General features: G+C 66.6%; 19 protein-coding genes. 9 read left to right on the forward strand and 10 right to left on the reverse strand.

Annotated features, from left to right (window positions below):
* Positions 1-198 precede the first annotated feature (198 nt).
* The 5 genes from JOF56_RS47080 to JOF56_RS47100 are packed head-to-tail and all read left to right on the forward strand — an operon-like array spanning position 199 to position 5,966.
* Positions 199-1,644 carry an NDP-hexose 2,3-dehydratase family protein gene (locus tag JOF56_RS47080; protein WP_209646003.1) on the forward strand — a complete coding sequence of 482 codons (1,446 nt, stop codon included), beginning with the start codon at positions 199-201 and terminating at the stop codon, positions 1,642-1,644.
* Positions 1,641-2,660, forward strand: coding sequence for a Gfo/Idh/MocA family protein (locus JOF56_RS47085; protein WP_209646004.1), 1,020 nt, complete (start codon positions 1,641-1,643; stop codon positions 2,658-2,660). Before JOF56_RS47080 ends, JOF56_RS47085 begins: the two co-directional genes overlap by 4 nt.
* On the forward strand, positions 2,660-3,397 hold the full coding sequence (locus tag JOF56_RS47090) for an NAD-dependent epimerase/dehydratase family protein (protein WP_209646005.1): 738 nt from the start codon (positions 2,660-2,662) through the stop codon (positions 3,395-3,397). Before JOF56_RS47085 ends, JOF56_RS47090 begins: the two co-directional genes overlap by 1 nt.
* A gap of 19 nt (positions 3,398-3,416) precedes the next feature.
* Positions 3,417-4,670: a glycosyltransferase gene (locus tag JOF56_RS47095; protein ID WP_209646006.1), complete on the forward strand. Its 1,254-nt coding sequence runs from the start codon at positions 3,417-3,419 to the stop codon at positions 4,668-4,670.
* A gap of 48 nt (positions 4,671-4,718) precedes the next feature.
* Positions 4,719-5,966: a glycosyltransferase gene (locus JOF56_RS47100; RefSeq protein WP_209646007.1), complete on the forward strand. Its 1,248-nt coding sequence runs from the start codon at positions 4,719-4,721 to the stop codon at positions 5,964-5,966.
* On the opposite strand, the gene JOF56_RS47105 is transcribed toward JOF56_RS47100, so the two are convergent.
* The gene (locus JOF56_RS47105) at positions 5,967-6,569 is read right to left on the reverse strand and encodes a helix-turn-helix transcriptional regulator (protein WP_209646008.1); all 603 of its coding nucleotides are present in this window, start codon (positions 6,567-6,569) and stop codon (positions 5,967-5,969) included.
* A 282-nt stretch (positions 6,570-6,851) separates the two neighbouring features.
* Positions 6,852-7,838, reverse strand: coding sequence for an ArsR/SmtB family transcription factor (locus tag JOF56_RS47110; RefSeq protein ID WP_209646009.1), 987 nt, complete (start codon positions 7,836-7,838; stop codon positions 6,852-6,854).
* 219 nt (positions 7,839-8,057) lie between these two features.
* Between JOF56_RS47110 and JOF56_RS58935 the strand changes: the two genes are divergently transcribed.
* The 3 genes from JOF56_RS58935 (at position 8,058) to JOF56_RS47120 (ending at position 9,954) form a co-directional block, all read left to right on the forward strand.
* Positions 8,058-8,726 carry a helix-turn-helix domain-containing protein gene (locus tag JOF56_RS58935; protein ID WP_245378695.1) on the forward strand — a complete coding sequence of 223 codons (669 nt, stop codon included), beginning with the start codon at positions 8,058-8,060 and terminating at the stop codon, positions 8,724-8,726.
* A gap of 66 nt (positions 8,727-8,792) precedes the next feature.
* Entirely contained in the window at positions 8,793-9,113 is a 321-nt protein-coding gene (locus JOF56_RS58940; RefSeq protein ID WP_307855831.1) for an integrase core domain-containing protein, read from the forward strand.
* Positions 9,114-9,702: 589 nt separating this feature from the next.
* Positions 9,703-9,954 (forward strand): hypothetical protein, encoded by a 252-nt coding sequence (locus JOF56_RS47120; RefSeq protein WP_209646010.1) that lies wholly within the window; start codon positions 9,703-9,705, stop codon positions 9,952-9,954.
* Between the two features lie 241 nt (positions 9,955-10,195).
* Here JOF56_RS47120 and JOF56_RS59810 read toward each other — a convergent pair whose 3' ends face one another.
* Positions 10,196-10,318, reverse strand: coding sequence for a hypothetical protein (locus JOF56_RS59810; protein WP_281065596.1), 123 nt, complete (start codon positions 10,316-10,318; stop codon positions 10,196-10,198).
* 339 nt (positions 10,319-10,657) lie between these two features.
* On the opposite strand from JOF56_RS59810, the gene JOF56_RS47125 reads away from it, so the two are divergent.
* On the forward strand, positions 10,658-11,299 hold the full coding sequence (locus tag JOF56_RS47125) for an LPXTG cell wall anchor domain-containing protein (protein WP_209646011.1): 642 nt from the start codon (positions 10,658-10,660) through the stop codon (positions 11,297-11,299).
* A 409-nt stretch (positions 11,300-11,708) separates the two neighbouring features.
* On the opposite strand, the gene JOF56_RS47130 is transcribed toward JOF56_RS47125, so the two are convergent.
* The 7 genes from JOF56_RS47130 to JOF56_RS47160 form a co-directional block, all read right to left on the reverse strand.
* Positions 11,709-12,350 carry a hypothetical protein gene (locus JOF56_RS47130; protein WP_209646012.1) on the reverse strand — a complete coding sequence of 214 codons (642 nt, stop codon included), beginning with the start codon at positions 12,348-12,350 and terminating at the stop codon, positions 11,709-11,711.
* 640 nt (positions 12,351-12,990) lie between these two features.
* Positions 12,991-13,317 carry a hypothetical protein gene (locus JOF56_RS47135; protein WP_307855580.1) on the reverse strand — a complete coding sequence of 109 codons (327 nt, stop codon included), beginning with the start codon at positions 13,315-13,317 and terminating at the stop codon, positions 12,991-12,993.
* A 129-nt stretch (positions 13,318-13,446) separates the two neighbouring features.
* Positions 13,447-14,106, reverse strand: coding sequence for a roadblock/LC7 domain-containing protein (locus JOF56_RS47140; RefSeq protein WP_245378697.1), 660 nt, complete (start codon positions 14,104-14,106; stop codon positions 13,447-13,449).
* Positions 14,103-14,474, reverse strand: coding sequence for a hypothetical protein (locus tag JOF56_RS47145; RefSeq protein ID WP_209646013.1), 372 nt, complete (start codon positions 14,472-14,474; stop codon positions 14,103-14,105). Before JOF56_RS47145 ends, JOF56_RS47140 begins: the two co-directional genes overlap by 4 nt.
* Before the next feature lie 109 nt (positions 14,475-14,583).
* Positions 14,584-14,784, reverse strand: a complete 201-nt coding sequence (locus tag JOF56_RS60480; protein ID WP_209646014.1) for a zf-HC2 domain-containing protein — start codon at positions 14,782-14,784, stop codon at positions 14,584-14,586.
* Between the two features lie 212 nt (positions 14,785-14,996).
* Complete coding sequence (locus tag JOF56_RS47155) at positions 14,997-15,797, reverse strand: hypothetical protein (protein WP_209646015.1); 801 nt, start codon at positions 15,795-15,797, stop codon at positions 14,997-14,999.
* A 49-nt stretch (positions 15,798-15,846) separates the two neighbouring features.
* Positions 15,847-16,542 (reverse strand): RNA polymerase sigma factor, encoded by a 696-nt coding sequence (locus tag JOF56_RS47160; protein ID WP_209646016.1) that lies wholly within the window; start codon positions 16,540-16,542, stop codon positions 15,847-15,849.
* Positions 16,543-16,622 lie beyond the last annotated feature (80 nt).

Below are 16,622 nucleotides of genomic sequence, written 5' to 3' on the forward strand. Positions count from 1 at the left end.
CCTTCCCGGGACGTTACAGCGACGCGCGATCATGACGGAATGCCACTGTCCACAAGTGGTCAAAGTCTTCGCAACCCGCGATATCTGTGGCTATCGTGGCAACTATCCCGGCCTCATCGGTGGCTGAATTCGTCAACGCGGCAACCGTGTAAAACGGCGCGCACCCGAAAACCAGAATGGTGGTCCGACCTTCCCGTGATGCTGCACATCAGGGACATGGCTCTGCCGGTCCGAATCGCCAGCTCCGCACTGGCAGACGACGGTGCGATCACCACCGCCGGCGACTTTCACCAGTGGTTCTCCCAGTGCGTCGAAAAGGACGAGTCCCAGGTCACCAGAATCCCTTTCAGCGAGCTCTCCGGCTGGCGATTCGAGGAACAGACCGGAAATCTGGTACACCACACCGGAAAGTTCTTCTCCGTGCGTGGCCTGCAGGTACGCACCGAGAACCGGCCGGTTACCGAATGGTCGCAACCGATCATCAACCAGCCTGAGATCGGCATTCTCGGGATCCTGGTGAAAGAGTTCGACGGAATCCTGCACTGCCTGATGCAGTCCAAGATGGAGCCCGGCAACTGCAACCGCGTGCAACTCTCGCCCACGGTGCAGGCGACCAGGAGCAACTACACCGGGGTGCATCGCGGCAGCGCCGTTCCCTACCTGGACTACTTCCTCGACGCCGAGCCGAGGCACGTCCTGGCCGACGTGCTGCAGTCCGAGCAGGGCTCGTGGTTCTACCGCAAGCGAAACCGCAACATCATCGTCGAGGCGACGGGCGACGTCGAAGTCCTCGACGGCTTCTGCTGGCTGTCCGTCGGCCAGCTCCACGACCTGCTCACCGTCGACGACCTGATCAACATGGACGCCCGGACCGTGCTGTCGTGCCTGCCGTTCTCCGGCGTCGGCCTGTGCGCGATCTTCCCGTTCGACGCCGAGCCGCTGCGGTCGGGACTGATCAGGTCCATCAGCGAGGACCAGGGCACCCTGCACACCTCCAGCCAAATCCGCAGCTGGATCACCGACTCCCGGGTCCGCGAGGACGTGGAGACGAAGCTGGTCGACCTCACCGGGGTCGAGGGCTGGCACCGGTCCGAGGATCGGATCTCCCACGAGACCGGCACGTTCTTCGACGTCATGGCGGTGGACGTGCAGGCGGGCAACCGCGAGGTGCTCAGCTGGACCCAGCCGATGATCGAGTCCCGCAACTTGGGCGTCGTGGCCTTCCTGATCAAGCGGATCCGTGGTGTGGTGCACGCCCTGGTCAACGCCCGAGTCGAGCCGGGCTACCTGGACGTCGTGGAGCTCGCGCCGACGGTCCAGTGCACACCGGAGAACTATACGCACCTGCCTCCCGAGGCGCGCCCTCCGTTGCTGGACGAGGTGTTGAGCGCACCACCCGACCTCATCCACTTCGACACCGTGTTGTCCGAAGAGGGCGGACGCTTCTTCCACACGCGCAACCGCTACGTGATCGTCGAGGTTCCGCCGGACCGGGACATCGAGGCGCCCAACGACTTCCGCTGGATGACACTGCACCAGCTGGCTGGCCTCATGCAGCACAGCCACTACGTCAACATCCAGGCCAGAAGCCTGATCACGTGCCTGCACAGCCTGCTCCGTGAACCGAAGAGGGCAGCCGGATGACCGGCTCCGACTCGTCCGCGGTGCGGATCGGCGTGCTCGGCGCGTCCTCGATAGCGCGAAGGCGAATGCTCCCCGTGCTGCGGGACGACAAGACGATCGAGCTCGTCGCCGTCGCCAGCCGTGACCGGCAGAAGGCCGAGCGGTTCGCCGCCGAGTTTGGCGGTGCCGCGGTCCACCACTACCAGGCCCTGCTCGAACGCGACGACATCGACGCGGTCTATCTCCCCGTCCCCAACGCGTTGCACTACCGCTGGGCCCGTGAAGCCATCATCCTGGGCCGACACGTCCTGGCCGAGAAGCCGCTGACCACCTGCGCGGCCGACACGGCCGACCTCGCGAAGCTCGCCGCGAGCAAGGGAGTCGTGCTGCGCGAGAACATCGCGTTCCTCCACCACGGACTGCACAAGCAGGTCGCGAACATGGTGCGGGACGGGCGAATCGGCGCGCTCACGCATGTCGACGCCTCGTTCTGCTTCCCGCCGCTGCCCGCCGACGACGTGCGCTACCGGCCGGAGCTCGGCGGCGGCGCGCTACTCGACGTCGGGGTGTACGTGGTGCGGCTGGCCCAGTACTTCCTCGGCGAGGAGCTGACCGTGGCGGGTGCGGCATTGCGGCAGGATCCCTCGACCGGAGTCGACGTCGGGGGCAGCGCCGTGCTGTGCTCGGCGACCGGACAGACCGCGACGCTCACCTTCGGCTTCGAGCACAGCTACCGGTCGCACTACATGCTGTGGGGCAGTACCAGCCGATTGTCGGTCGATCGCGCGTTCACACCACCACCCACCCACGCACCCGTGGTGCGCATCGACGAACAGGATCACACCGAAGAGACAACCTTTCCCGCCGAGCACCAGTTCGCCGCATCGGCCGCCGCCTTCGCCGCCGCCGTGCGGCACGCCCGGCGCACGGGATCCGACCCCGACCACGGGCAGTGGGCGGCCGCCTCGGTGCGTACGGCGGAACTGCTCGACGGGATCGCCGCCATCGCCCACCGGAGTGAGGCGACACCGGTCTGATGGAGATCGTCGGGAGGGGATTCATCGCGGGCAACCTCACGGCCATCGCCGACCGGCATCCGACAGCGACGGTGTTGGCGGCTGGGGTGTCGAGCACCCATGTGGACACGGGGAAGGAGTTCCAGCGCGAGCTGGACCTGGTGTGCGAGACCGCCAAGCGTTGCGCGCGGGACGGCCGCTCGGTGGTGTTCCTGTCCACCGCGTCCCACGCGATGTACGGGCCGACCGAGACCCCGGCAAGCGAGGACTCCGCAATGCGGCCCGAGTCGCCGTACGGGAGGCACAAGCTCGATCTGGAACACGCCGTCGCCGATTCGGGCGCTCGCTGGCTGATCCTGCGGCTGAGTCACGTCGTCGGCCGCGCGCAGCGCCCGCACCAACTCCTGCCGGCCATCGTCCGCCAGGTACGGACGGGCCTTGTCCGGGTGTACCGCGGAGCACACCGCGACCTTGTGGACGTCGCGGACGTGGTCCGGGCGATCGACGGGTTGCTCGTGCAGGGGGCGTTCGGCGAAGTGGTCAACGTGGCGAGCGGCGTACCTCACCCGGTGGAGACAATCGTGCGCGAGATCGAGCGGCGCATGGACCTCGTCCCACAGCACGAACTGGTCGACGCCGTCCCGGCGTTGACCCGGGTGTCGATCGAGAAGCTGTTTGCCCTGTTGCCCCCCATGCGGTCGATGACCGACGTGACCTACCTCGACCGCATCCTCGACAGGTACGTCCCCAGCTACTAATCCAACTCACGGAGACACCATGCGTATCTCGTTCGTAGTCACGGGGTCTCGGGGCGACGTACAGCCGTTCATCGCCCTGGGCCGCGTCTTGGTCGCCCGCGGTCATGACCTCACCGTGGCCACCCACGCGGACTTCCACGACCTGGTCACTGAGGCCGGTCTGGGGTTCACCGAGCTGCCCGGCAGCCCGCGCGACTTCACCGCCCACCCCGCGCTCGCCGAGGCACTGCAGAAAGGCGCATCGCTGTTCAAGGCCGCGCGCGCGGTGCCGAAACAGAGCGCGGAGGCCACCGCCGAACTGGCGTCCAGGGTGGCCGCCGCAGTGGCGGGCGCCGATCTCGTCGTCACCAGCATCCTGAGCCGCATCGTGTTCGAGGACGACGGCAGTGCGCCGTGGTGCTCCGTGACCTGGTGGCCACTGAACCCGACCGCCCAGTGGCCGGCGATGATCGCGCCTCGGATTCGGCTGGGGCGCATCTACAACCGGCTGACCCACTGGCTGGCCGGCCTGCTCGAGTCGATCCTCGTCCGCCCGTACCGCGAGCACGCGAACCTGACGCCGCTCCCGTCCAGCGCGCCCTACCGGGACCTCGGGCGTGCGGTGCCCCTGCTGTGCCCGGTCACCCGGGAGATGTTCACCGAACCCAAGGACTGGCCGAAGCTGTCGCACATCACCGGGTACTGGTTCTGGGACAGGCAATGGACGCCGTCGCAGGAGCTGGTCGACTTCATCGACGCGGGTGAGCCGCCGGTGACGTTGACCTTCGGCAGCATCTGGCCCGTGCACGCGCCCGACTCGACCCTGGAGAAGGTGCTCGGCGTGGTCCGCAAGCACGGTCGGCGCATGGTCATGGTCGGCGGTGGGCCCGACGACGTGCCCGACGACGTCTTCCGCGTCAACGATGTGCACTACCCGTGGCTGTTCCCGCGCTCGTCGGTGGTCATCCACCACGGCGGCTGCAACACCACAGGAGAGGCACTGCGGTCCGGTACCCCGCAGATCGTCGTGCCGACCTTCGGTGACAGCCCGTTCTGGGCGGCGCACGCGCACAGGCTCGGGGCGGCGACCGAACCCATCCCGTACCCGAAGTTCACCGCGGAACGCCTCGACCGCGCCTTGGGCACCGCGCTGGCCGACGAGCAGCTGCGTCGCAGGGCGACCGAGGTGGGCGAGGCGGTGCGCGCCGAACGGGGTGTCGAGAACGCGGCCGAGATCCTCGAGGAGTGGGTCCGGGAATGGCGAGCGGCCCGCAGCGACGTCGACGCGGGCTGACCCGGCCCTTACCCCAACCCTCACTCTGACTCTCTGACGGGAGTTCACATGCATGTCGCACTGGTGATTCTCGGGACTCGCGGTGACATCCAGCCGTTCGTCGCACTGGGACGAACGCTGATGTCCCGCGGGCACACCGTGACGCTGGCCGCTCCCGGCGACTACCGGGACCTCATCGCCGAAGCGGGACTCGACCACCGCGAGATGCCGGTCAGCCCGGCGGCGTACTTCGCCCACCCCGCGTTCGCCGAGGCGATCCAGAAAGGTGCGTCGTTCGCACGGGCCGTCCGCAAGGTCCCAAGGCTGTCCGCGGACGAACTGCGTGACCTCGCCGACCAGGCGGCCGCCGCGACCGAGGGCGCCGATCTCATCGTCAACGGCATTTTGTGCCGTGTCGGCATGGACGAGGTGAACGGCCCGCCGTGGGCCTCGGTGGCCTTCTGGCCGATCCACCCGACGACCCGGTGGCCCGCGATGTTCGCCCCCAAGGTCCGGCTCGGCCCGATCTACAACCGGTTCACCCACACGCTTTCCGGGTTGCTGGACTACGCGATGTTCCGTCCGTTCCACAAGGCCATGCGGTCGCCGAAGCCCCGGCTCGGCGCGCCGTACGGGGACCTCGGCCGCGAAGTCCCGATGCTGCTGCCGGTCACGCGGGCGCTGTGGCCCGGACCGGGCGACTGGCCAGCCCAGACCCACATCACCGGTTTCTGGTTCTTGGAGCGCAACTGGACTCCGCCCGCCGCGCTCGTCGACTTCGTCGAGGGCGGCGACCCGCCCGTGGTGCTGAGCTTCGGCAGCGTCTGGCCCGTACACCGGCCGGGGGAGACGATGGAGCGGGTGCTCAACGTGATCCGGTCCCATGGCAAGCGACTGGTCGTGGTGGGCGGTGCTCCGGCCGACGTGCCCGACGACGTCTTCCAGATCAACGACGTGCACTACCCGTGGCTGCTCCCCCGGTCGGCCGCGATCATCCATCACGGCGGTTGCAACACCACAGGTGAAGCGTTGCGCGCGGGTATCCCCCAGATCACCATTCCCGCCTTCGGCGACTGCCCGTTCTGGGCCGGGCAGGTGCACGACCTCGGTGTGGCGGCCAAACCCGTGCCCTACCGGAAGTTCACCGTGGAGCGTCTCGACGAGTCGTTGAAGGTCGTGCTCAACGACGACGCCATGCGCCGCCGCGCGGCCGAGGTGAGCGCGCTCGTCCGTGCCGAGGACGGCCTGGGCGACGCCGTGCGCATCCTCGAGGACTGGGTGGCGCGACCTCCTCGGCGAACCAGGAGTCTCTCCTGATCACAGTGGATCGTCGTCGTTGAGCCAGCCCAAGTCCGCCGCCCGTGCTCCGGCCTGGAACCGGCTGCGTGCGCCCAGCCGGTCCATCATGGCGGAGATCATTCGCCGGACGGTGCGGACCGACACCCCCAACCGAACCGCGATCGACTCATCCGGGTAGCCGGCCTCGAGCATCTTCAGCACCTTGCGTTCCCGCCTGCTCAGCCTGACCTTGTCCGGCGCGTCGCGCGAGGAGAACGGTGTTCCGGTCTGCCACAGGTGCTCGAATACGCCGATGGCCGCGGCCACGACGTTCTCGATGCTGACCGCGGCGCCGTCGGCTGGGCTGCCCTGCGTCGTGGGCAGCACCGCCCGGACTCCGTCGATCACCATCGCGTTGAGCGGAACTGCGGGCACCGTCCGGACATGCGCTCCGAGCTCGACCAGGCCGGCCACCCGCTCCTTGAGCGTATGCCGGGCATGATCGGGAAAGACGACCCGATACTGCACGCCCCGCCGCAGGTTCGCGGGTGCGACCCGGTCGATCGTGTCGAACCATCTATCAGCGTTCGCCGTGGTCACGGCGCACGTGACGAGCACCTCCCGGGTGGCGTCCACCGACATCACATGTACTCCATCTTGAATCTGCCCATCACCGAGTCAGGCCGGTCGGCACATATCGCGGGACGGCGGACGTCATCGTCCAGGCGCGCACTTTCCGCGCCTTCCCCTCCCGCTCACCGCAATCCCCTGCCCACCAGCCCGTCAGTGCGGACCGCGCAGGTTGGGAGGCCGTCGTTTTGATCACTGACGAACATGACAACGGAAACGTCGCACCAACTGCAATGCTTTTCCCGGGAACGCCACATTGGCCGCGATGCTTTTCCTCGGGAGGAAAAGGATTCGTCAGTTCTCCGGCGTGGCGCCGACGAGGAGCGCGATGCCCAGCATCGTGGCTTTGTGCACGACCGTCTTGCCGTGCCGGCCGCTGGTGACCAACCCCGCAGCACACAGCACGGAGGCCTGCTTGCTGGCCGCGCCCACCGAGACATTCAGCCGCTCAGCCAACTCGGTCGTGGTGCGCGGGACCAGCAGCATGCGCAGGCACTCGGCACGGGTGCGCCCGAGCAACGGGACCAGGTGTGGAGGGAGATCGAGGCCCTGCCGGTCGATGGAGAACCCACTGTGCGCCTGGTAGACCAGTACCGGCGGGAGTCCCGGGTCGATCCAGGTGACCGGGTTGCCCCAGCAGAAGTACGATGGCAACAGCACGAGTCCTCGGCCGGCGAGGTGGACGGTTTTGTCCACTGGATACCCGGTTCTCAGCACGCGTCCGTCCCAGCTCATGACGCCGGGCAGGCTGCCGAGCAAGGCACCAACGCCCTGGTCCGCCAGTTCCCGCGTCCGCCGAGACCACTCATGCGCGAACAACTCCCTGACCTGGGTCCAGTAGGGACCGATCAGCGCGTCGTACACGGTGTGGACTGCCCGGACTGTGTTGTCGATGTGCCAACGGTCGCCGCCGGCCAGGGATTTGACCCACGACGGCGGCTGCCGGTCGGCGAACGCCGTCGCGAGATCGACGGACAGGCGGTCTCGCGGTGTGGCGAGCAAGGCCTCGCAGCCCTCGTCTATGTCGGACACCAACTGGGGCGGGGTAAGGAAGTCGGGGAAACTCCCCTTCGCCCGAACCATGCATCCCAGTAGCCGCAGCGAATCCAGCCTGTTGCCGGTGACCCCCACGGAGATGTCTTGCCGCCACCTGGCAAAGGGAGCCGGCAAATTCCCCATCTGCGCCTTCTGCAGGCTAAGCACCAGTTCCCACATCGGGTCGGCCCTACCGGCCAACCGAACCCGTTGCAGATCCTCGCGCTCGAATATCAAGTTCAACATGTATATCCCCAGTGGTCAGTCGGAACCTGACAACAACGACCATACTGATCTCGTAACTGGGGGGTTGACCCTGCGCTTGCCGAAAACCTCATCCGTGCTGGTCAGGTCCTATCCGCGTCGGCATCAGTTCCGTCGACTCTCGGGGCTGGGATCGCCACGGCAGGATGATCGGCCGTGCTACTGCGACTCGCCTACCTCGGCCTCACTAACACTTTCGCCATGCTTCGCCTGATCCCCATGAGCGACCGCGACAAAGACATCGAGATCCTCGCGTTGCGCCACCAGATCGAAGTGCTGCAACGGCAATTCGGTGGCACGCGGGCGCGATTCAGTCCAGCCGACCGGGCACTGCTCGCCGCCCTCCTGCACCGACTACCACGCCAGACATTGCACAGACTCCGCCTGCTCGTACGCCCCGACACCATCCTGCGCTGGCACCGCGACCTACTCCGTCGACGCCACGCCAAGGCATCCCGGCCCAAACGCCCGGGTCTGCCCCGCACCGTTCGATCCATCCGAGTCCTGGTTCTGCGCCTGGCGAAGGAGAACCCGTGTTGGGGCTACCGTCGCATCCACGGCGAACTCGCCCTCCTCAGCATCTCGATCGCTCCCTCCACCGTGTGGGAGATCCTCAAGACGGCCGGCGTCGACCCGGCCCCGCACCGGGTGACCGTCACGTGGGCCGACTTCCTGCGTTCCCAGGCCAAAGCGATCCTGGCCATGGACTTCATCGAGACCGTCACCCTGACCGGCGCGCGCCAGTACATCCTCGCCGCCATCCATCACGCTGGCCGGCGCGTGCACATACTCGGCACCACCGCGCACCCCACGCATGCCTGGGTGACACAGGCCATCCGCAACCTGCTCATGGATCTCGAAACTCCGTAACCCCAGACGCAGATCAGATTCCTCATCCGCGACCGCGACGCCAAGTACCCCGCGCTGATCGACGAAATCCTCAGCAGCGCCAGGGTCACGACGGTATTGACCGGTGTCCGGATGCCCCCCATGAACGCGATCACGGAACGCTGGGTGAAGACGCTCCGCACCGAACTGCTGGACCGCATGCTGATCTGGAACGAGACCCACCTCCGGCACGCACTTCGCGAGTACGAACGGCACTACAACCTGCACCGAACCCACCGATCGCTCGCCGCCGCATCACCACTGCGAGCCCTGCCTCAGGCACTTGAACCCGACCAGATCAAGCACCTCGCGATACATCGACAGGACCGCCTCGGCGGAGTCATTCATGAGTACCGACATGCTGCCTGATCTGCGTGGACGTAGTTTTCGGCACGCACAAGGGCTCTGTCAGCCGGAGTGAACCGCATCCGCGCGTCATCGAGCTGGCGTTGTAGCACTGCGATCTGGTGCCGCAGAGCGAGGATCTCGGTGTCCTTGTCGCGGTCGCTCATCGGGAGCCGACAGAACATGGCGAAGGCGTTGGTCACACCGAGGTAGGGCCAGTCGCAGCAGCACAGCCGGTCATCCTGCCGCAGCGATCGCCGCGCCCATAAGCAGACCGAGCCGATGTCGCTGACACGGCGTGACCAGCACGGGCGCCGTTTTCGGCAAGCGCAGCGTCGGGGGCGGCACCATCGTGGGGCGTGCCATCGGATGGCTGGCGGCCCGGTGATCAACATCGTCACGCCCAGTGTCTACCCGATGTTCGGCACGGTCTGCGTCCAGTGCCGGCGACCAGCCGCCTGTCTGGAGATCTATCCGAGGGTCGGCGCATCGTCCACAGAGAGGACCGGACGTCCTGTGACGTTCCCAATGTGGCGAGCGCTGTGACTTGTATGTGCACGGACCTCGGCTGGACCGTTGAGGACCAGATCGACGAGCCCAAGGAGGAGCGATGATGAGCACGCGGCGGACCCGCGACGCTCGGCGCCTGTCGTCGATCCTCACCACAGAAAGCGGTGTGTGGACGATCGTCCGCTACTTCCGGCCAGCGGACCGGTATGACGTCCAGTGGACCGGCGGGCCGACCGAGGCACAGATGCGCGAGCTGGCCGCCCGGCATGCCGACGGTGTCCCGGAGCTGGATGTGAACGATCTCGCGTGGCTCCGGACTGAACCATCATTATCCCGGCCGCAGCTGGGCCGATGACGGCCTGGGTCGCTGGCGGCGTCTTCGCACCCAAGCTGCGGCTTCCCGAAGGCGTCGAGCTGAAGACATTTCTCTTGTGTGACAAGTGGTTCCCCGCGAAGAGAGATGAGAAGACCTGGCGGACGAGAAACCAAAGAAAGAAAAGAAAGAAGAGACGACGGAAGATCCTGCCCAAGATCTAAAGGACTACGGCAAAGGGTATGGCTCTGGTTGGCTCGTTGAGCCGCAGAAGGACTAGTACTCAGGGCCTGCGCGTGCCGGGGATGCCGCTGAACCGTGCGACGAGTCCCCGGACGAAGACGGCGTAGGCCAGCATGTGCTGGTCGCCTCGCCGCTGGGCCCAGTCCGAGCACTCCTGCGCCATGTCGGTGGCGGCGGGGATGTCTCCCTACACGACGGCGAGGACCTGGTGAACGTGGCCGCGGAGCTCAACTGGCGCACTCCCGCCGAAGCCTTCGATACAGTATTGTCCATATAAGACTTGCTGCGACGATCGGTTGAATCCGTCCCTCAAAGATCAAACTTTCCGCAGAATAGCTGTTTTGGGCCTAGAACAGGAGATCCTGTGTGGACAGTTGTACGGCGTCCGAAGTGGAGTGGTAACGAGTGGCTAACGGCCGGGTCGATAGTTGATACGCAGGTACGCGTTACACCGATGAGTCCTCATGATCCAGCCGTCTGTCCGTAGTCAAGGAGACCCCACATGGAGCGCACCTTCCGCCGCGCGCTGACCGTCCTCGCATTGTCCGTCGGCGTGTCGTTCGGGGGTGCCGCCTTGGCGAGCGCAGCCCCCCAAGACCCGCCGCAGTCGGGTGACGCCCGGGCGGCCGCCGTCGAAGGCAATGTGACCACGTGTGAAGCCGCCGGGCTGCCCGGCACGGAGATCAAGGTGACCTCGGACATCGCCGAGAACACCTACATCGACATCACCGCAGCCCCCGCTGACTACACGATCACCGGCGTCGTGGTGAAGGGCGGCCCGGCGTACAACAAGTACCCGAACCTGGGCGCGCTGCCGTGGAACGACCTGCACGCCCCGCTCGTGCCCAGCGGGAAGCCCGCCGAGATCAGCCACTGGTTCGTGTGCGGCGAGAAGAAGACCACGACCACGACCAGCACCACGACGTCGACGAGCACCTCGACGTCCACGACGGCCTCACCGTCGACCTCGTCGGGCAGCAGCACCGTGGTGACCACGACCTCGGCCGCCGCCGGGCAGACGTCCAGTGACAGCGGGCTGGCGAACACCGGGTTCAACGGCGCCCTGTACCTGTTCGCCGGCGGGGCTTTGCTGCTGGCCGGTGCCGGCACACTGGTCCTGTCCAGGAGGCGCCGCCGCAGCTAGGCCAGGTTTCAAAGGGCCGGCCAGCCGACAACGCGAGTGGTGACTGTGCTGGCGTGTCGTTGATCAACTAGATGAGGTCTCCGGTAGATGGTTCATCGACCACGAAGACCATCAACCGGAGATCTCGTGGCCAGCGTAGCGGTGACGGGCGGGCGGACTTGACCGATGTGTAGTGGGCGGCGCTGGAACCGTTGCTGCCGAGAGGTAAGAAAGCCTGGCCGCCCGCCAACATGGACGAACGGCAACTCATCGACGGTTATCCGATAGCGAGTGCGGGTCGGTGCGCCGTGGCGGGACGTTTCACCGGCCTTGGTTCGTGGCAGGCGGTGTACGGGTTGTTCGTCGCTGGCAACGTGCCGGGGTCTGAGGACAGATCCTGTCGCGATTACCGGACAGGTAGGCACGGTGGCTACGGTGTCGGCGCCGTCAAGGGCGGAGTCAGCAGCTTGGTCTCGGTGAGGATCTCGCCGGCGTGGCGGTCGTGGGTCAGCGCGGTCACCCGTCCACGGTAGCGGCCGGCGATCTCTGCTGAGTCAGCCACGATCAAGGACCCCATCCTTGCGTGCGACGCCATCATCGACGAGCGCCACAACTTCTTGAACCTGCCGTATTCCATTGAGGACATGCTCGCCGAGGCAGCCGTGATGTCGTCTCCGACGGGTAGCCGGTGGGCATCGCGACCGGATTCGGCGCATCGGCCAGCACTGCTCCGCAGGTGGGCGAGGTCGTCATCAGCCAGTTCCAGCAACAGGCTGCCGCTGATCAGATGCCGGGACATCGTGCGCAGGTCCTCGACGATCTTGTGGATCGTCTGGTCGACCGAACCGGCATCGGCGCGGGTATCAACCAGGCCGGAACTGTCCACATTGGTGTCTGTGTGGCAGGCCAGCGCTTTTGCCAACTCCGCCAACTCCACGGCCAACTGTCTGGTCTGGCTCACGGCGCACCGCAGCGCGTCGACAGCCAACGGACGATGCGACAGCGCCTCAATCGCCCGACGCAGCGAGTCACAGCGGACGTCCAGGGCAGTGTGCAGCGGGTGGACGCACATCCCTCTCACCTACCCTGCGCCCCATCTCCTGGCACGGTCGGCTGGCCGGTCCGTCAGAACTGAGCTGAGTGATGATCATGTTGCGTCGCCCCACTGAGCCAGCAACATGTCGGGACGGACGGTCTACCTCGGGCAGCGGGCGAAGCAACGGTTCGGCGTAGGCCAGCAACCGGACGGCGTGCCCGTACCGGACGGTGCGTCCGTCCCAGACAACCCCGGCACGGTGGCACCGCCCCCGGGGCGGGGGCCGTGACAGGCCGGTGCTGGGAAATCACCATGGGGATCAAGTTGAGGTTCCGACGGGGAAATCGTGTGTGAGCGCTACCCATCGCGCTGCGAAATCACTCGTCAACGGGGACGGTACGTGGTCAGGTGGCATCCCAGGCGAATACACAGGAATACCACCTGTCCACATCCACACCCGTTTGCGCGACGGGCGTACACGCCCGAGGGGCGCCCCGAGAAACGGGATCTCATCGCCGCCGTGGCGGAAACCAACGAACCTAAGCACCGTCACCTGGACTGTCGGATGTTTGAGCAGGCGCTGAGGCGTTGCTCCGAGTTTGCCGCTGCGCTGTGCTCTCCCCGGATACAGTCCAGAGAGTAGGTGTAGGCAGGGTGGTGATACCGACCGCTGGGATCAGTGCTCGTCGTAGTGGTCTCCGTGTGCGGCATGGCGGTGGCCGTCGTGCACGTAGTCGACGTGATCGTCGTGCGGCACCGTGACGTGGCCGCAATTCTCGCCGTGTTTGTGGTGGTGTCTGTTGTGGGTGGCGTGTTCGGTCTGCTCGCACTCGTCGTAGTGCCCGTCGTGGCCGCGATGCAAGTGGCCGTCATGCACGTAGTCAATGTGATCGCCATGCGGGATGGCAACGTGACCGCAGCCTCCACCGTGCACATGGTTGTGGCCGACATGCTGGATGTGAGCGATCGTCGTCGGCACCCACTCCCCTCGGTCAGTCGTCACGCTCGGCCGCCTCTCGGAATCGTCTTGAAGTGCAGGCAAATCCAGTATCGTTGAACGGCACCAGAAGCCCACGCATGTTGTTAACCATTATCCCACGCGGGAAGCAAGCCGCAGTTTCTTTGCTAATCCTCAGTGGACGGTGGGAACACCCTGCCGCTGCAGCTGTTGCTCCTCACTCACCAGACCTGGGCTGAGGTCCTCCGTGTGCTCGGCGTCGGCAGGCGCTGGCTGCTCGAAGTAGGCACGGCGGACGGCCCGGACCGTGCGTACCCGCAGGCGGAGGATGGCCTGCTGGAGCAGGGATAGCGCTTGCCTGGCGGCGATGTTGAACAGGCCCGTGGTGATGTCGGGCTCGCCGAACACCACCAGCAGGACGGAGCCCTCGACCGGGAAGACGCAGACGTGGCCGGACGCGCCTTCGAACATCGCCGCGCGCGGCGCGCCGAGGTTGGCCTGCCCGGTGAACTGGGCGGCCAGCCCGACCGCCGCGGCCGCCATCGCCGCGACACTGCCCTCCTCGATGCCGCGGGTGGCGCTGCCCAGCACCAGCCCATCCCGAGTGGCCACCAGCAACCCGATGATCCGCTCGACACGACCGCGGATCTCGTGCAGCGCCTTGGTCATCGTCGCCTCGGTCACCGTCCTTGCCTCGGCGTCGTCCGGCGGTGGCGTCACCGTCACCATTGGCCCAGCCGGCGCAGGAGCCCGCCGCGCGGAGGCGGGCCTGCGCGTGGGCAGCGCGGCGGAATCCGAAGCATCCGTGGGCGCTGTGGTCTGCATCTCGCTCATACCACCAAGTCGGCTTCGATGCGCTTGAGCTGATGCCGGGCCAGCGCGAGGTTCGCCCGTTCCCGATCCAGCACCAGGTACAGAAACAGCGTCGAGGTGCCCTTGGCCGGTTGCAGCAGCCGGATCAGGTGATACTGCCGGTGCAGAGTGATCAGGATGTCCTCGATATCATCGTTGAGCCCGAGTGCGGACATCACCCGCAGTTTCGACCGCACCACCTCGGTATTGCCTGCCGCGGCAACCTCCAGGTTCAACCAGTCGCCACCGCCCAGCGTGCCCAGCGACATCCCACTCTCATAGTCGACCAACGCGACACCCACCGCGCCGGCAACGGACATCGCCTCTTTCAGCGCCCTGTCGATATTCATCACGAAACTCTCTCCTCATGTTCGTTCGGGCACGCGACGGACGGCGCGCCTGACGATTTCCCACCACTACAGGTGAGTCGAAATGCTGACGGGGCTATGCCCCTGCCGCTCAGGGGGCGTTCCCGTTGGCTGCGTGCATCTCAGACTTGAGCTTCTCCAGGAAGCGAACGGCCGGTGTCAGCTCCGTGATCTCCTGCTGGCAGTGCGGGCACCCCGCGGCGTGCCGGCGGAACTCGGTGTTTTCCCGTTCGCCGAGCACGCCGAGCACGTACGCGCCGACCGTGACGGTGTATGGGCATGCGTGTGTCACCGTGCCTTCTCCATCTCGTTCCGTCGCCCGGTCGCCTCTGTATTCCCGTGCTGTATTGACAGTTCGTTGTGTGTCCTGTGTGGAATATGGTGGACGAGCGGCGGCTGACAGGGGAGGACAGCCGCCGCCCGCCCTCGGGCGGCGACCCTGCGCGACGGGACGCGAAACGGTCGCCACGGATCTGCGGGAGTACCAGTCTGTGGGAGTCGGGGTCAGTGGCTGGGCCGCGTCGACGGCGGCGTGTCGCTGGGTTTGCCCGTCGGGTGTGCCTGACCGGGACCGGTGGGGTGCGTGGTGGGTTGGCCCGTCGGGTGTGCGGCCGAGGATTGCCCGGGCTGGTTGCCGAGCAGGTCGGTGCAGTACACGGAGACCTTGTCCTTGCCACCGGCGGTCGTGATCAAGACGGTGAACGCGGGATTGTCCAGCGCCTTGCCCTGCTCGGCCCCCGCACCGGCGGTGTAGGCCTGGCAGAGACCCACCAGCGACGGCGACGGCGAGCCGCTGTTGCCAGCGTTCTTGTCGCCGCTGTTGTTGTCAGCGGCGTTCTTGCCGTTGGTGTTCTTGTCAGCAGTATCCGGTGTCTGGCCCGGGTCGATGGACGGGGTTGGGGTCACCGGGCCGGTCGTGGAGGAGACCGTGCTCATGGGCGGGGCCGTGGAACTGTCGCCATGTTGGGTGGGCAGGTTGCCGGTCGCGGCGGCCACCGTGATACCGCCGGTGGCGACCGCCGTCACGGCGGTGGCCGCGACCTTGAGCGTGAGCAGTTTCGCCAGCGCGGTCTTGATGAGCATCGAACGTCTCCGTAGCTGAGGGACAGAAGCGAGACGAGCGGCCCGGAACGCCGCCAGCACAGCCTGCTCACCGGCGAGCTCGCTCTCGCGTGCCGGCGCGGCCGCTGCCGCGAGCAGGTCGCTCAGAGCACCCGATCCACCAGCCTGCGTCTGAACTGACCCGCCGCGGAGCAGGTGTTCGGCGGTGTGCCGGTCGATCCGGCGGGAACGGTGCGCGCTCATCTCATATCCTTCAGCGTCAACGCCTTCGATCGTGTCACTTGGTCCGGCTTCATGCTGATCGACCAGGGTGCTCGAGGTAGTCGGCGAGCTTGCGCAGACCGCGGTAGGCCGCAGTGCGCACCGCGCCGGGGCGCTTGCCCAGTACCCGGGCAGCGGCCTTGGCCTCCAGCCCGACCACTACGCGCAACAGCACGGCCTCGGCCTGGTCCCGCGGCAGCCGCGCGATCAACGCCAGCGCCGCGTCGGTGCCCACCGCGTCCACCGCGGATTCGGCGGTGTCCTCCGGCCCGGACCGCTCAGGCAGGTCTTCGATCGGCCCGGCCACGATCGGCCGCCGGCGTTGACGGCGCAGATGATCCATCGCACGGTTGCGGGCGATCGTCGTGGCCCAGCCACGAAACCCGTCGACATCCCCGCGAAAGGATGCCAGATCCCGCGTGATCTGCAGCCAGGCCTCGGACGCCACGTCCTCGGCGTCCTCACTCACCAGTACCCGCAAGTATCGCAGCAACGCCGGTTGAACAGCCCGGTACAGCACCCGGAACGCGTTCTCGTTGCCACGCTGCGCTTCTGGCAATGCCGCTGCCAATTCCGCGGCGTCAGCCTGTTTCTGCCTCCGTTTGGTCAGGACCTCCTCCCGAGAGTCCGTTGTGGACCACCTGGCTGTCCGGCTTCGCCGTAGCCCAGCGACACCAGAAACCTCACCACCATCACTCAACGCGGCCGCACTGTGCACCCGCGACATCCTGAGCCATCCCCCGGCTCAGCGGAACCCCTGCCGTGATGTCAGATCGACACAGGCCCGATGAGCAGTTGGCAAGTAAC

Origin of the sequence: Kibdelosporangium banguiense, from assembly GCF_017876405.1 — a bacterium.
Lineage (GTDB): Bacteria > Actinomycetota > Actinomycetes > Mycobacteriales > Pseudonocardiaceae > Kibdelosporangium > Kibdelosporangium banguiense.

Bases quoted from the DNA above. Each gene is read 5' to 3' on its own strand.
- JOF56_RS47080 (WP_209646003.1), top strand. From the start codon at position 199: ATGCTGCACATCAGGGACATGGCTCTGCCGGTCCGAATCGCCAGCTCC.
- JOF56_RS47085 (WP_209646004.1), top strand. From the start codon at position 1,641: ATGACCGGCTCCGACTCGTCCGCGGTGCGGATCGGCGTGCTCGGCGCG.
- JOF56_RS47090 (WP_209646005.1), top strand. From the start codon at position 2,660: ATGGAGATCGTCGGGAGGGGATTCATCGCGGGCAACCTCACGGCCATC.
- JOF56_RS47095 (WP_209646006.1), top strand. From the start codon at position 3,417: ATGCGTATCTCGTTCGTAGTCACGGGGTCTCGGGGCGACGTACAGCCG.
- JOF56_RS47100 (WP_209646007.1), top strand. From the start codon at position 4,719: ATGCATGTCGCACTGGTGATTCTCGGGACTCGCGGTGACATCCAGCCG.
- JOF56_RS47105 (WP_209646008.1), bottom strand. From the start codon at position 6,569: ATGTCGGTGGACGCCACCCGGGAGGTGCTCGTCACGTGCGCCGTGACC.
- JOF56_RS47110 (WP_209646009.1), bottom strand. From the start codon at position 7,838: ATGTTGAACTTGATATTCGAGCGCGAGGATCTGCAACGGGTTCGGTTG.
- JOF56_RS58935 (WP_245378695.1), top strand. From the start codon at position 8,058: ATGCTTCGCCTGATCCCCATGAGCGACCGCGACAAAGACATCGAGATC.
- JOF56_RS47120 (WP_209646010.1), top strand. From the start codon at position 9,703: ATGAGCACGCGGCGGACCCGCGACGCTCGGCGCCTGTCGTCGATCCTC.
- JOF56_RS59810 (WP_281065596.1), bottom strand. From the start codon at position 10,318: ATGGCGCAGGAGTGCTCGGACTGGGCCCAGCGGCGAGGCGACCAGCAC.
- JOF56_RS47125 (WP_209646011.1), top strand. From the start codon at position 10,658: ATGGAGCGCACCTTCCGCCGCGCGCTGACCGTCCTCGCATTGTCCGTC.
- JOF56_RS47130 (WP_209646012.1), bottom strand. From the start codon at position 12,350: ATGTGCGTCCACCCGCTGCACACTGCCCTGGACGTCCGCTGTGACTCG.
- JOF56_RS47140 (WP_245378697.1), bottom strand. From the start codon at position 14,106: ATGAGCGAGATGCAGACCACAGCGCCCACGGATGCTTCGGATTCCGCC.
- JOF56_RS47145 (WP_209646013.1), bottom strand. From the start codon at position 14,474: ATGAATATCGACAGGGCGCTGAAAGAGGCGATGTCCGTTGCCGGCGCG.
- JOF56_RS47155 (WP_209646015.1), bottom strand. From the start codon at position 15,797: ATGAGCGCGCACCGTTCCCGCCGGATCGACCGGCACACCGCCGAACAC.
- JOF56_RS47160 (WP_209646016.1), bottom strand. From the start codon at position 16,542: ATGTCGCGGGTGCACAGTGCGGCCGCGTTGAGTGATGGTGGTGAGGTT.